Source organism: Mesobaculum littorinae, assembly GCF_004011175.1.
Lineage (GTDB): Bacteria > Pseudomonadota > Alphaproteobacteria > Rhodobacterales > Rhodobacteraceae > Tranquillimonas > Tranquillimonas littorinae.
Genome location: NZ_RQXX01000004.1, coordinates 157215 through 170116, shown reverse-complemented (window position 1 = coordinate 170116; position 12902 = coordinate 157215). Strand labels below are relative to the sequence as shown.

The 12902-nt window shown below is 67.5% G+C and carries 12 protein-coding genes and 1 other RNA gene; 5 read left to right on the top strand and 8 right to left on the bottom strand.

The genetic code is table 11. The features are described from left to right. Window positions 1–112 precede the first annotated feature (112 nt). Both EKE94_RS13035 and ffs read right to left on the bottom strand, forming a co-directional pair. A complete protein-coding gene (locus EKE94_RS13035; RefSeq protein ID WP_127907059.1) occupies window positions 113–517 on the bottom strand; it encodes a YidH family protein in 405 nt (134 codons plus the stop codon). Between the two features lie 135 nt (window positions 518–652). Continuing rightward, window positions 653–750, bottom strand: an RNA gene (gene ffs, locus EKE94_RS13030) — signal recognition particle sRNA small type. A gap of 112 nt (window positions 751–862) precedes the next feature. Between ffs and EKE94_RS13025 the strand changes: the two genes are divergently transcribed. Further along, complete coding sequence (locus EKE94_RS13025; protein WP_127907058.1) at window positions 863–1645, top strand: SDR family NAD(P)-dependent oxidoreductase; 783 nt, start codon at window positions 863–865, stop codon at window positions 1643–1645. A gap of 81 nt (window positions 1646–1726) precedes the next feature. On the opposite strand, the gene EKE94_RS13020 is transcribed toward EKE94_RS13025, so the two are convergent. From EKE94_RS13020 to EKE94_RS13000, 5 genes are all read right to left on the bottom strand, one after another. Next, window positions 1727–2500 carry an ABC transporter permease gene (locus EKE94_RS13020; RefSeq protein WP_127907057.1) on the bottom strand — a complete coding sequence of 258 codons (774 nt, stop codon included), beginning with the start codon at window positions 2498–2500 and terminating at the stop codon, window positions 1727–1729. Next, window positions 2497–3378, bottom strand: a complete 882-nt coding sequence (locus tag EKE94_RS13015; RefSeq protein ID WP_127907056.1) for an ABC transporter ATP-binding protein — start codon at window positions 3376–3378, stop codon at window positions 2497–2499. The genes EKE94_RS13020 and EKE94_RS13015 overlap by 4 nt, the downstream gene beginning before the upstream one ends. Window positions 3379–3441: 63 nt before the next feature. Continuing rightward, entirely contained in the window at window positions 3442–4455 is a 1014-nt protein-coding gene (locus tag EKE94_RS13010; RefSeq protein WP_127907055.1) for an ABC transporter substrate-binding protein, read from the bottom strand. A 143-nt stretch (window positions 4456–4598) separates the two neighbouring features. Continuing rightward, window positions 4599–5276 carry an HAD family hydrolase gene (locus tag EKE94_RS13005; protein ID WP_164870923.1) on the bottom strand — a complete coding sequence of 226 codons (678 nt, stop codon included), beginning with the start codon at window positions 5274–5276 and terminating at the stop codon, window positions 4599–4601. Window positions 5277–5470: 194 nt separating this feature from the next. Next, complete coding sequence (locus EKE94_RS13000; RefSeq protein WP_407940912.1) at window positions 5471–7447, bottom strand: bifunctional 2',3'-cyclic-nucleotide 2'-phosphodiesterase/3'-nucleotidase; 1977 nt, start codon at window positions 7445–7447, stop codon at window positions 5471–5473. 189 nt (window positions 7448–7636) lie between these two features. Between EKE94_RS13000 and nudC the strand changes: the two genes are divergently transcribed. Both nudC and EKE94_RS12990 read left to right on the top strand, forming a co-directional pair. Then, window positions 7637–8611, top strand: a complete 975-nt coding sequence (nudC, locus tag EKE94_RS12995) for an NAD(+) diphosphatase (RefSeq protein WP_127907053.1) — start codon at window positions 7637–7639, stop codon at window positions 8609–8611. Window positions 8612–8658: 47 nt separating this feature from the next. Further along, window positions 8659–9132 (top strand): SRPBCC family protein, encoded by a 474-nt coding sequence (locus EKE94_RS12990; RefSeq protein ID WP_127907052.1) that lies wholly within the window; start codon window positions 8659–8661, stop codon window positions 9130–9132. 15 nt (window positions 9133–9147) lie between these two features. Here EKE94_RS12990 and EKE94_RS12985 read toward each other — a convergent pair whose 3' ends face one another. Continuing rightward, a complete protein-coding gene (locus tag EKE94_RS12985) occupies window positions 9148–9981 on the bottom strand; it encodes a prephenate dehydratase (protein WP_127907051.1) in 834 nt (277 codons plus the stop codon). Between the two features lie 164 nt (window positions 9982–10145). Here EKE94_RS12985 and EKE94_RS12980 point away from each other — a divergent pair, with 164 nt between their 5' ends. Both EKE94_RS12980 and EKE94_RS12975 read left to right on the top strand, forming a co-directional pair. Then, window positions 10146–10670 carry a c-type cytochrome gene (locus EKE94_RS12980; protein ID WP_127907050.1) on the top strand — a complete coding sequence of 175 codons (525 nt, stop codon included), beginning with the start codon at window positions 10146–10148 and terminating at the stop codon, window positions 10668–10670. 163 nt (window positions 10671–10833) lie between these two features. Then, window positions 10834–12900 (top strand): extracellular solute-binding protein, encoded by a 2067-nt coding sequence (locus EKE94_RS12975; protein WP_206615070.1) that lies wholly within the window; start codon window positions 10834–10836, stop codon window positions 12898–12900. The last annotated feature ends 2 nt before the right edge of the window (window positions 12901–12902 follow it).

Here is a 12902-nt window from a genome sequence, read left to right as displayed (position 1 = left end):
GCTGCGGTGCAGGTGGGGCGAATGGCGGTCGCGCCCAAGGTAGGCGCACGGGGCGGCGGGGTCCAGCCGTCCCCGGCGCGGCCCGGCCCTTAGCGCGCGGTCGCCCGGCCGGTCAGACCAGCCACAGCAATCCGGCGGTTCCGGCCGCGCCCACCGACAGCGCCGTCGATATGATCGTGACCGACCGCGTCGGCAGCGGGCGGGCCTGGTGGGCACGCAGGCGGCCCACGGTGGCGCAGGCCTTTTGCCGGGCCGCCCAGAAGATATAGATCGCCACGAGGCAGAAGAACGTCGCGGCGATGCGCGCGGGCGCATAGCCCATCGCGGTTTGGCCGAAGATCGCGCGGAGGCCGACGGCGATGGCGATCGCGCCCATTCCCGTGCGCATCCATCCCGCGAACGTCCTTTCGTTGGCGAGAATCGTGCGGTCCTCGGCCCAATCCGTGCGCTCTTCGGCAAGCGCCTGCTTGTCGGCGTGCTCGCCCGACTTGGCGGCAGTGGCGGTATCCTTGGCCATGGCCCAGCCTAGTCTGCGGAAGGGCGGGATGGCGAGCGATTTCGTGTCGCGCGGCAGGCTGTCCGACGCGCCCGAACAGGGGGGCTGGCGGCCTTGGCGGGTCGCGAAGGCTGGCTGGCATATGCATGAGGGAAATGGTGAGAGGCTGACAACGACCCAAGCGAGGCTCGTTACGGCTGCTTCCTTCCGGACCTGACCGGGTTGGCGAGGTGCTTGCCCGCGCCAACCTCTCACCGCCCCATCTAGTCGATCGGGGCCCGGTCTTCAATCCCCCGGCGTATGTCCGTGAACCTTCCGGCCAGCGCGGCGTTCCCCGCCGGACACAAGACGAAAGGGAGAGGCCTCATGGACCTCGGAATTCAAGGCAAGACGGCCATCATCACCGGCGCCTCGGGCGGCATCGGCATGGCCACGGCGCAGCGGCTGGCCGAGGCGGGCGCAAAGCTGATCATGACGGATGTCGACAAGGACAAGGTGGCCGATGCCGCGCGGCAGTTCGACGCAAAGGGCGTGGCGGCCGACCTTTCGACGCCCGAGGGGGTGACCGCGTTCCTCGACGAGGTGGGCGATGCCCCGGACATCCTGTGCCACCTTGCGGGCGTGACCGGTGCCAAGGGCGATCCGCTGAAAATGAGCGAAGAGGACTGGGCGCACGCGCTCGATATCGATTTCCTGTCGGCGGTGCGCCTGGCTCGGCGGATCGGGCCGAAGATGGTCGACAAGGGCTGGGGGCGGATGGTCTTCATCACCTCGGAAAACGTGGCGCAGCCCTACCCGGACGAAACGGTCTACAACGCGGCGAAATCGGCGCTTTTGAGCTTTGCCAAGTCGATTGCCATGCAGCATTCCGGCAGCGGCCTGCTGGTAAACTGCGTGGCGCCGGCCTTCATCGAGACGCCGATGACGGACGGGATGATGGAGAAACGCGCCGACAGCATGGGCGTGTCGAAGGACGAGGCGATCGAGAGCTTCCTCGAAGAACAGCGCCCCTACCTGGTGCTGAAACGGCGCGGCAAGCCCGAGGAGGTCGCGCCCGTCGTCGCGCTTCTGTGTTCCGAGCTGGCAAGCTTTGTCACCGGGGCGAACTGGCGTGTGGACGGGGGCGCCGTCGGATCGATCAACGTCTGAGCCTCGCGCGCGTCAGGCCCGTTCAGGGACCTCTTGCGCAAGGCCCCCGGCAGCGCCGGGGGCCGGGCCGACGCGCCACGGCTAGCCCGGCGTGCGGTCGGCCCAGCCGGCGAAGGTCCTCTCGAACGCGACGACGATGTAGTAAAGCAGGATGCCCAATAGCCCCAGCGCGATCAGCACCGCGAACATCAGCGGGTAATCCGCGTTGATCTTGCCTGAATCGAAGAGATGACCCAGCCCCTTGCCGTGGGGTTCGACGATCTCCATCAGGTTGGTGCCGATGAAGGCCAGCGTCACCGCGACCTTCAGCGCGCCGAAGAATTCGGGCAGCGTCTTGGGCAGCGCGATCTTCCAGAAGATCGTGACCTGGCTGGCGCCCAGCGACCGCAGGATGTCGCGGTACTCGGGTTCCAGCGTCGACAGTCCGATCGCCACCGACACGGCGATGGGAAAGAACGAGATCAGGAAGGCGATCAGCACCGTGTTGAAATCATCCGCGCCGATGAAGATCAGCGCGATGATCGGCACCACGGTCGCCTTCGGGATCGCGTTGAAGCCCACGAGCAGGGGATAGAGCGCATCGCGCATGGTGCGCGAAAACCCCATGAGCGTGCCGAGGCCGACACCGAAGACCACGGCCAGCACCAGCCCCGCCACCGTGCGCCACAGCGTCTGCCAGCCGTAGATCAGGAACAGCTCCTTGTATTTCCAGAAGGCGGGCCAGAGGTCGCTGGGCGACGCCATCTTGTAGTCCGGCCAGCCGTTGACCCAGACGAGCGCCTCCCACAGAGCCAGGAATATCACCATCGCGGTCAGCGGCACGCCGACCTTCTGCCAGAGTTTCGTGCGCGTCATGGCATCCGCTCCGGCAGGGTTGCGGGGGTCGCGCGCTGGCCCGGGGCGGGATCGGGCGTCGGTGCGGGTGGCGTGGACGTTTGGGGTTGCCGGTCCTCGGGGGCTTCGCGGCCCTGCGCGATCTGGATCTGGTGGCGCAGCACGTTCAGCATCCGGGCGGCCTCGGGCGTATAAAGATCGTCCAGCGTGCGCGGCCCGGTATCGGGCACCCGCATCCGGTGCTGCACCGTGGCCGGGCGGCCCGACAGCACGAAGATCTCGTCGGCCAGGAAGATCGATTCGCGCAGGTCATGCGTGATCAGGACCGCGGTGAAGGGCTGCTCGGCCCGCAGCGCGTGCATGGTCTGCCACAGGTCTTCGCGGGTGAAGGCGTCGAGCGCGCCGAAGGGTTCGTCGAGGATCAGGACCTCGGGCTTGTGGACGAGCGCGCGGCACAGCGAGGCGCGCTGGCGCATGCCGCCCGACAGCTCGGACGGGCGCTTGTCCTCGAACCCTGCGAGCCCGACCAGCGCCAGAAGCTCGCGCGCCCTGTCTTCGCGCTGGCGGCGGCTCAGCTTGTTGGGCACGATTTCCAGCGGCAGCACGACGTTGTCGAGGATCGTCCGCCATTCCAGAAGCACGGGGTTCTGGAACGCCATGCCCACGGTCGCGCGGGGGGAGCGGACCGGTTCGCCATGCAGGCGCACTTCGCCCCGGTCGGGCCGCATCAGACCCGCGATCAGGCGCGTCAGGGTGGATTTGCCGCATCCCGAGGGGCCAACGACGGCGGCGAACCCGCCCTCGGGGACCGCGATGTCGAGGTCGCGCAGAACCGGCAGCGGGCCGGCATCGGTGCGATAGGCGTGGGTCACGCCGGCGATGTCGATGAGATCAGTCATGAGAAAAAAGACGCGCGGACGGGAGGAAGGGAGGAGAGAGAGAGCCCGCCCGCGCGAGGGATTTCACTTCAGCATCAGGCTGCCGTCATCGGGCAGGTATGCATCCGTGAAATACAGGGCGGCGTTCGCGTCGCCCTGAAACTCGTAATTCTGGGCGATCTGCTCCAGCCCCGCGTCGAAGCGGTCGGCATCGATCCCGCCCATGCCGTTTTCTAGCACCCAAGGGGTGGCGACGTTGGCGTCGATCGACATCTGCAACCGTCGCTTTTCCAGCTCGGCGTCCGAGGCCGGGTTGCGCGCGATCAGGGCCTCGATCGCGGCGTCGGGATCCTGCATCGCGGCCGACCAGCCAAGGGCCACGGCCGACAGGAAACCCGTGACGACCTGCGGGTTCTCCTCGGCATAGTCGGTGTTGGCGATGATCGCGTTGCCGTAAAGCTGAAGCCCGTGGTCGGCCATCAGGATGGTCGAGATGTCGTCCTCTTCGACCCCCAGCCGCACGAGGTTGAGGTAGGAGGAGAAGTTGAACCCGGTGATCGCGTCGACCTTGCCCTCGGCCAGCATCGGCTCGCGGGTGGGGAAGCCCACCGGCTCGACCTCGATCGCGTCCATGTCGAGATCGTTCGCCAGCGCGAAGGCGGGAAACTGCGCCCAGGCGCCATCGGGTGGCGGCGCGCCCAGGATCTTGCCTTCCAGGTCGGCCGGGGTCTCGATCCCCTGGCTGACCCGGCCGATCACCGCGAAGGGCGGCTTGTCATAGATCATCATCACCGCGGTGACGGGGGCGTCGGGGTTCTGGTCGAGGAACTTGATCAGGCTGTTGATGTCGGCAAAGCCTACCGGGTAGGCGCCCGTCGCCACCTTGGGGATCGCGTCCAGCGACCCCTGGCCGGCGGAGATCTCGACCTCCAGCCCCTCAGCCTTAAACAGCCCGTCGTCGATGGCGAGGAAATAGGGCGCGGCGGGGCCCTCGAATTTCCAGTCGAGAGCGAAGGGCACGTCGGTCAGCTCCTGCGCCGCCACTGGGCCCGCGAGGGTCGCAACGGCGGCGGCAAAGGAGAGGGGCTTGAGATACATGTAACGGGGTCTCCACGTCGGCAATCTGTCCCTGCCATTCAGCACCCCGCCCGCCCGGATCGCGAGCGTGCAGGAGCGTTGGCGGGCCGCCGGACGGGATGTGCCGGGAAATGCCGCTTCGATTTCGGGCATATGCCCGAAAATCAGGAGGTTTCGAAAGCCAGCCCGACGGCGCGTGCCCCGTCTCCCAGCGTTTCGGCCACCATGTGGGCGAGGCCGGGCGAGGGGCGGGTGGCATCGGGGATCTGCACGACGAAGAGCCCCGCCGTGCGCGCCGCGCGGGCGCCGAGGTCGGAATCCTCGAAGGCCACCGCATCGCGCGGCGCCACGCCAAGCCGGCGGGCGGCTTCGAGATAGACGTCGGGTGCGGGCTTGCCGGCCCGGACCTGGTCGACCCCCACCAGCACCGGGACCTGCCCGGCCAGCGCGGACCGCTCGATCTTGCTTTCCGCGTTGGCGGTGTGGCTGTTGGTGGCCACCGCGAAGGGCAGGCCGCGCCGGGCGAGGTCGGCCAGAAAACCGGGGGCGCCGGGCTTTACCGGCACGCCCGCGACCGCCGTGCGCCGGTCGAGCGCGGCGTTCCAGGCCGAGGTGATGCGCGCGGCATCGTAATCCGTGCCGAGATGGGCGTTGATGCGCGCCGCGTTGGCCTGTGCGTCTGCCCCCACGAGCGTGAGCAGGAACGCCTGGCCGAGGGGGTGCCCCAGCTCGGCCATCGCCTCGGCCCCCGCTTCGAGTGCGAGGCGCTCGGTGTCGAGCAGCAGTCCGTCGAGGTCGAAGATCACGGCGGCGATGGGGGCGGGCAGGGTGCGTTTGCTCATGTCTGCGGGCATACGACAAACCCCGGTGGGGCGCCAGCGGCAGGCGGTGCGATCTGAGCGGAGCGCCTGCGGCGCACGCCTGTTCGGGGGCCGCCCCTGCGGGGCGGCGGTGCCTCCGGCGGGAGTATTTTTGAAGAGAAGAAGGCGCGAAACAGGTGGCGGGCGGCGCCGTGGGGGGCGCCGCCCAAGGAGGCCTAGAGCGTCGGGCGGTACCGGGCAAAGCCGTCTTCGCCTTCGCCCGCCGGTTCGATCTGCGCACCGGGGACGGCATCGGCATAGGCGGCGCCGGCGGGGCCGGTTTCGAAGATCACCGACTGGCCGTCCATCGGGGCGAAGGACCAGTTGCCGTCGGCCTTGGGGTCGATCGTGCCCTGGTCGACGATGTAGCGCACGATCACGTCGCGGTTGGTGTCGGGGCCTTCGAAGACGATGGTATCGCCCATCGCGCCGGGGAAGCTGCCGCCGCCGCTGGCGCGGTAGTTGTTGGTGGCGACGATGAATTCTTGCGCCGGGTCGATCGGGGCGCCCTGGTACTGCAGGTTCACGATGCGGCTCGCGTCGGGGTTCGCGACCGCGCCGTCGCTGTCGAACTTCGAGGGTTGGCTGAGGTCGATCTGGTAGGTGACCCCGTCGATGACGTCGAAGTTGTAGCTGGGGAAGTCGGGGTTGAGGAGTTGCGGATCCTCATCGCCCGGCTGCACCTGGTTGAACATGCCCGCAGAGCGTTCCAGCCAGTCCTTCACCTGCGCGCCGGTGATCTTCACCGCGCGGATGGTGTTGGGATAGAGGTAGAGGTCGGAGACGTTCTTGATCGCGATGTCGCCCGCGGGAACGTCGGTGTAGTAATCGGGCCCGCCGCGGCCCCCGGCCTTGAACGGCGCCGCGGCCGAGAGGATCGGCAGGCCCTCGTTCTCGGTCCCCTGCATCATCTGTTCGATGTACCAGGTCTGCGCGTTCGACACGATCTGCACCGAGGGGTCATCGGCCACCAGCGCGAAGTAGGAGTGCAGCGGCGCCGAGGTCTTGCCCACCGCGCGGCGCACGTAGGCCAGCGTCGCCTCGTGCTCGGTCTCGACCGCATCCAGCACGGCGGGCACGCTTTCCACCGTCGCCGTCACCTCGCCATCCTCGGAGCGTTCCGAGATCGGCCGGGTTTCGACCGAGTGGCTGACCACGCGCCATTCGTTGCCGTCGCGTTCCAGCAGCAGGTCGATGACGCCCAGGTGCGAGCCCCAGAAGCCGCTCATCACCGCGGGGGTGCCGTGCAGAGTGGAGTCCGCGACGCTGAGCCCGTCCCAGCCGTCGTAGGTGGGCGAGGGGAAGACGAGGTGGCTGTGCCCCGTCAGGATGGCGTCGAGCCCGTCGACGGTACCGAGCGCGGTCGAGGCGTTCTCCATCATCTCTTCGGGCTGGGCGGCGCCGATGCCCGAGTGGCTGAGCGCGATGATGATGTCGGCGCCTTCCTCGCGCATCTGCGGCACGTAGGCCTTGGCCGTGGCGACAATGTCGCGCGCGGTCACGCGGCCTTCGAGGTGGGCACGATCCCACTGCATGATCTGCGGCGGAACGAAGCCGATGAGGCCGATCTTGATCGGGTGCGTGTTGCCGGCGCCGTCGGTCAGCTGCTTGTCCATGATGACGTAGGGCTTGACCAGCGTCGTGTCCTTCGTCGGATCGCCGCCCTGTTCCTTGGCCACGTTGGCTGTGACGACGGGGAAATTCGCCCCCGCGAGCGACTTCATCAGGAAATCGAGCCCGTAGTTGAATTCGTGGTTGCCCAGCGTCGCCGCCTCGATCCCGACGGTATTGAGCGCGGTGATCACCGGGTGCATGTCGCCCTCCTTCATGCCCCGCTCGTAGGCGATGTAGTCGCCCATCGGGTTGCCCTGAAGAAAGTCGCCGTTGTCGTAGAGGACCGAGTTCGTCGCCTCGGCGCGGATCTTCTCGATATGCGCGGCGGTGCGGGCGAGGCCGACGGTATCGACCTCTTTGTCGGCGTAGTAGTCGTAGGGATAGACGTGGACGTGGATGTCCGTCGTCTCCATCACCCTCAGGTGGGCCTGATTCGCCGCGGCGCGGGCGGAATAGGGGTGCAGCAGGACGAAGGCGGAGCCTGCGGTGCTGGTGGCGAGGAACTGGCGCCGGGTCATCGGCGGGGTCATGCGGGACATCGGTCTCTCCTGTCTGGACGACGCGTCGAGTAGACGACCGAGGTCACAACTTCTCAACACTTTTTCCCTGAGCGGGCATGATGAGCCCGTGGTGCCGCAAGGTCAGGCCGAACGCCGCCGACCGCCCGGCTTGCCAAGGGGGAGGTAGGCGCCCATGCCTTGGGCGGACCCCGGTGCACGGAGGCGGGAATGAAACTTGCGGAAACGGTGACCTTCGGAGGCTCGGGCCTGGACCGCGCGGCGCATCTGCGCGGCGACGCGGACGCGCTGGATGGTCTCGCAGGGCAGGAGGGGGCGGGCGTGCTGCCGGTCTGGGCGGGAAAGCCGCTTTTCGACATGGGACGGGAGGGCGCGCCGCAACCCGGCTGGCTGGACCCCGGCGATCCGCGCCTCGCCGGGCGGGCGCGGATCTTCCTGGGGTTGGACGGCGGGCCGGGGGGCGCGGGCCGCTTTGCCTGCGACGTGTCGGACTGGGCGCTGGATCCCCTGCCCGAGGGCGCGGGTGGCGGGTTCTCGGCCGCGCCGCAGGGGGCGGCCGATCTGCCGGATCACCTGCGGTTCGCCGAGCTGCGCGGGCTGATGTCGGACCTCGATCCGCGTGCGGCCGAACTGGCGGTGACCGCACGGGCACTTCTGGCGTGGCATGGCGCGCACCGGTTCTGCGCCAATTGCGGCGCCTCGAGCGATGTCGCGATGGCGGGATGGCAGCGCAACTGCCCCGCCTGTGGACGGCATCATTTCCCGCGCACCGACCCGGTGGTCATCATGCTGATCACCCATGGCAACGACGTGCTGGTCGGCCGCTCGCCCGCCTGGCCCGAGGGGATGTTCTCGCTTCTGGCCGGGTTCGTCGAGCCGGGCGAGGGGATCGAGGCCGCCGTGCGCCGCGAGGTGGCGGAGGAAACCGGCGTGCCTGTGGGCGAGGTCGGCTATCTCGCCTCTCAGCCCTGGCCATTTCCGGCGTCGCTGATGCTGGGCTGTCGTGGCACCGCGCTGTCGCGCGACATCCACGTCGACGGGGTCGAGGTCGAGACCGCGCTCTGGGTGTCGCGCGAAGAGATGGCCGAGGCGTTCCTGGGCCGGCATCCCCTCATCAGGACGCCGCGGCGCGGCGCGATCGCGGGCTTCCTTCTGGCCAATTGGCTTGCGGACCGCTTGGATTGAGGCGAGTGTCCGGTGCGTAACGAACGGACCGCGTAACCGGAGAAGGCATGAAGTTTTCGACAAGGCAGGATATCGCGGCGCCGCAGCAGAGCGTCTTCGAGGCGGTGACGGATGTCGATTCCTTCGAGCGTCAGGTGATGCGGCGTGGCGTCGATCTTGAGCGCGTGTCGGGCCCCGGTGCGCCGGGCATGGGGCTGGCCTGGACCGCGCGCGTGCCGTTCCGCGGCACGACCCGCAAGGTCGAGGCCAAGGTGACCGCCTTCGATGCCCCCGAAAAGTTTGCGCTGCGGGGTGTGTCCGAGGGGATCGACATCGATTTCACGGTCGAGCTGATGGCCCTCTCGCGCACGCATACGCGGATGTTCGTGGCCTCCGAGCTGAAGCCGCTGACCTTTTCGGCGCGGCTGATGGTGCAGTCGCTGAAGCTGGCCAAGGGATCGCTGAACCGCCGCTTTGCCAAGCGGGTCGAGGATTATGCCGCGACGATCGAAGACCGGTATCGCCGGGGCCGCCCCGCCTGAGCCGGGGCAAGGCGGTCAGCGGCGGCGGGAATCGGCGGGATAGACGCCCAGCATCCGCAGCTCGGACGTGAAGTAGTCCAGCTCTTCCAGCGCGCGCTGAACATTCAGGTCGTCGGGGTGGCCTTCGATATCGGCGTAGAACTGCGTCGCGGTGAAGTTGCCGTTGACCATGTAGCTTTCAAGCTTGGTCATGTTGACGCCATTGGTCGCGAAGCCACCCATCGCCTTGTACAGCGCCGCCGGGATGTTGCGCACCCGGAACACGAACGAGGTGATCATGCCCGCGCTGCCGCGGCGTTTGAAATCCGCCTCGCGCGACATCACCAGGAATCGCGTCGTGTTGGTCTTCTGATCCTCGATATGGCGGGCGATCACGGTCAGCCCGTACATCTCGCCCGCAAGCTCGGAGGCCAGTGCCGCCTGCTTGGGGTCGCCCCGTTCCGCCACGATCTGCGCCGACCCGGCGGTGTCGGACCCCGCCACCGGATGGATGCCGTTCGACCGCAGGAAATCGCGGCACTGCCCCAGAAGCATCGGGTGGCTGAGCGCGGTCTCGATGTCGTCCAGCGGCGTGCCGGGAATCACCAGAAGGTTGACGTGCACGCGCACGAAGGCTTCGTCGACGATGTGCAGCCCCGACGAGGGCAGCAGGGAATGGATGTCGGCGACGCGGCCATAGGTCGAATTCTCGACCGGCAGCATGGCGAGGTCGGCATCGCCCTTGCGCACCGTTTCGATCACGTCCTCGAAGGTGCGGCAGGGAATCGCATCGAATTCGGGGCGGTATTCGCGGCAGGCCTGATGCGAATAGGCGCCGGGCTCTCCCTGGAACGCGATGCGTCCTATCATGATGCCTCCCACTGGTCCGGATCGGGGCGCCCGAACGGCCTCGCACAGACGATGCGTCGCGGCGGACGAGACACAAGGGCGTTTCGTCGCGGGCATATCGCTTGAAAGCCGGGGAAGGAAACGGGTAGATAGCGGCGGAATTCGTGACGGGAGCGGAACGCGACATGTTCGACACAATGACCGGCGTTAAGATCGTGGGCGGCTTCTGCGGCACGCTTCTGATCTTTCTTCTGGGGAACTGGGCCGGCGAGGCCCTGTATCACGTCGGCGGGACGGCGCATGGCGATGCCGAGGGTGCGGAAATGGCCTATGCCATGGAAGTGTCCGAAGACGGCGGCGGCGGTGCCGAAGAGGAAGAGGTCGATTTCGCGACCCTGATGGAGCAGGCCGATGCCGATGCGGGCGCCCGTGTCTTCGGCAAGTGCAAGGCCTGCCACAAGGTCGACGGCACCAACGCCACGGGTCCGCACCTGGACGGCGTCGTGAACCGCGAAGTCGATGCCGTGGCCGATTTCGGCTATTCCGGCGCGCTGGAAGAGGCGGCCGACGTCTGGACGCCCGAGAACCTGTTCCACTTCCTCGAAAGCCCCCGGAATTTTGCCCCCGGCACGGCGATGAGCTTCTCGGGCCTGCCGAGCGCCGAGGACCGCGCCAACGTCATTGCCTATCTCGAGTCGACGGGCGGCTGATCCGATCGCCGATCCGACACGTCTTCAACGCCGGTCCATTGGGCCGGCGTTTTCGATTCCCGGGGCCCGTGTTCACGGAATTTCAACTTGAACCCCCGTCCACTGGCCTCGTAGCGTCCTCGGGATCCTAGTCCGAGGTCCGTCCCAGAAAGGGAAGTCCGCCATGCCGAAGCACCCCTGTCTCCGCAGTCCCTCCGCCGTGTCGCGCGGGCTTGCCGGCCTTCTCGCGGGGGTCGCGCTGACCGTCCTGGTCCCGCTGGCCCAGCCCGCCCAGGCGCAGGAGCCCGATGTCGAGACGCAGGCGCAAAGCGCGGCGGGCACGCTTCAGGCGGACCCCGACACAGGGGCCGAGGGCGCTGCCCCCGCCGGCACGACCGAAGGTGCTGACGCCGCGACGGCGCCCGGGGCCGGGACGACCGACACCGCCGATGAAACCGCGACGGACGCCGCCGTCGAGGGCGCGATCATCACCGCGCATGCGTTCTCGGACCTGGGCGACATCAAGTATGGCCCCGATTTCGAGCATCTCGAATACGTCAATCCAGACGCCCCCAAGGGAGGTGAGCTGTCGACCTGGGCGCGCGGCACCTTCGACAGCATGAACCCCTACACCCGGCAGGGGCGGGCGCATGCCTATTCAACGTTGCCCTACGAATCGATCATGACGTCGACCGCCGACGACGCCTATGCCAGCTACTGCCTGCTTTGCGAAACGCTGGAATACCCCGAAACCCAGGACTGGGTGATCTTCAACCTGCGGCCCGAGGCGACCTTTTCTGACGGTACGCCGCTCACCGCCGAAGACGTGGCCTTTACCTTCAACCTCTTCGTCGAACAGGGTCTGCCGTCGTTCCGCGTCAGCGTGGGCCGGCTGATTCCGCGGGTCGAGGTTCTGGACGAGCACCGGGTGAAATTCCACTTCAACCCCGACGCGCCGCGCAAGGGGCTGATCGGTCAGGCCGGCGCCATGGTGGTCATGTCGAAGGCCTGGTTCGAGGAAACCGGCGCGCGGCTGGATGAGAGCCGCCTGACCCAGCCGCCGGGCTCGGGGCCCTACATGATCGACGACGTGCAGGTGAACCGCCGCATCACCGTGCGGCGCAACCCGGATTACTGGGGCGAAGACCTGCCGATCAACGTCGGGCGCAACAACTTCGACACGATGCGCGTGGAGTTCTTCGCCGACACCAATGCCGCGTTCGAGGCGTTCAAGGCCGGCGAATACACCTTCCGGCAGGAAACCTCGTCGCTGACATGGGCGACGCAATACGGGTTTCCCGGCATCCAGAACGGCAGCATCGTCAAGGAAGAGCTGGCCGATGGCAGCCTTCCCGCCGCCACCGGCTTCGTCTTCAACCTGCGCAAGGAAAAGTTTCAGGATCCGCGGGTGCGCCGGGCCCTGGGGCTGATGTACAACTTCACCTGGACCAATGACACGCTGCAATACGGTCTCTTCGCGCAGCGCGACAGTTTCTGGCAAAACTCGGATCTGGCCGCGCAGGGCGTGCCCGAGGGGCGCGAGCTTGAGTTGCTGGAGAAGGTGGCCGACAAGATCGACCCCGAGATCCTGACCGAGCCCGCGGTGATGCCGCACGAAAGCGGCGACCGTCAGCTGGACCGGCGCAACCTGCGCGAAGCCTCGCGCCTGCTGGACGAGGCGGGTTGGGAGACCGGGCAGGACGGCCTGCGCCGCAAGGACGGCCAGGTGCTGAGCGTCGAACTGCTGGAGAGCAATCCCAGCTTCGACCGGATCTTCGTGCCCTTCGTCGACAACCTCAAACGTCTGGGTGTCGATGCCCGTTATTCGCGGATCGATGACGCGCAATACACCGCGCGGGAACGCGACGGCGATTTCGACATGATCTACGACTACTACCGCAACGGGCTTGAGGAAGGTCTGGGCACGGGGCAGCGCTTCGGCTGCGAAGATCACCTCGACAGCGTGTTCAACCCGGCCTCCTATTGCAGCGAGGCGGTGGATTTCCTGATCGAACGGACGATCGATGCCGAAACGCTGGACGAGATGCAGGCGGCCGTCCGCGCCATCGACCGGATCCTGCGCCACAGCTACATCATGATCCCGACCTACTATAACGATGCCTACTGGGTCGCCTATTACGACATGTACGGCCATCCCGATCCGCTGCCGCCCTACGCGCTGGGGGTCGAGGATTTCTGGTGGTACGAGGCGGACAAGGCCGAGGCGCTGAAAGCCTCCGGCGCGCTCTGAGG

Excerpts from the sequence above, each read along its gene's own strand:
- EKE94_RS13035 (WP_127907059.1), bottom strand. The coding sequence starts at position 517 with ATGGCCAAGGATACCGCCACTGCCGCCAAGTCGGGCGAGCACGCCGAC.
- EKE94_RS13025 (WP_127907058.1), top strand. The coding sequence starts at position 863 with ATGGACCTCGGAATTCAAGGCAAGACGGCCATCATCACCGGCGCCTCG.
- EKE94_RS13020 (WP_127907057.1), bottom strand. The coding sequence starts at position 2,500 with ATGACGCGCACGAAACTCTGGCAGAAGGTCGGCGTGCCGCTGACCGCG.
- EKE94_RS13015 (WP_127907056.1), bottom strand. The coding sequence starts at position 3,378 with ATGACTGATCTCATCGACATCGCCGGCGTGACCCACGCCTATCGCACC.
- EKE94_RS13010 (WP_127907055.1), bottom strand. The coding sequence starts at position 4,455 with ATGTATCTCAAGCCCCTCTCCTTTGCCGCCGCCGTTGCGACCCTCGCG.
- EKE94_RS13005 (WP_164870923.1), bottom strand. The coding sequence starts at position 5,276 with ATGAGCAAACGCACCCTGCCCGCCCCCATCGCCGCCGTGATCTTCGAC.
- EKE94_RS13000 (WP_407940912.1), bottom strand. The coding sequence starts at position 7,447 with ATGTCCCGCATGACCCCGCCGATGACCCGGCGCCAGTTCCTCGCCACC.
- nudC (WP_127907053.1), top strand. The coding sequence starts at position 7,637 with ATGAAACTTGCGGAAACGGTGACCTTCGGAGGCTCGGGCCTGGACCGC.
- EKE94_RS12990 (WP_127907052.1), top strand. The coding sequence starts at position 8,659 with ATGAAGTTTTCGACAAGGCAGGATATCGCGGCGCCGCAGCAGAGCGTC.
- EKE94_RS12985 (WP_127907051.1), bottom strand. The coding sequence starts at position 9,981 with ATGATAGGACGCATCGCGTTCCAGGGAGAGCCCGGCGCCTATTCGCAT.
- EKE94_RS12980 (WP_127907050.1), top strand. The coding sequence starts at position 10,146 with ATGTTCGACACAATGACCGGCGTTAAGATCGTGGGCGGCTTCTGCGGC.
- EKE94_RS12975 (WP_206615070.1), top strand. The coding sequence starts at position 10,834 with ATGCCGAAGCACCCCTGTCTCCGCAGTCCCTCCGCCGTGTCGCGCGGG.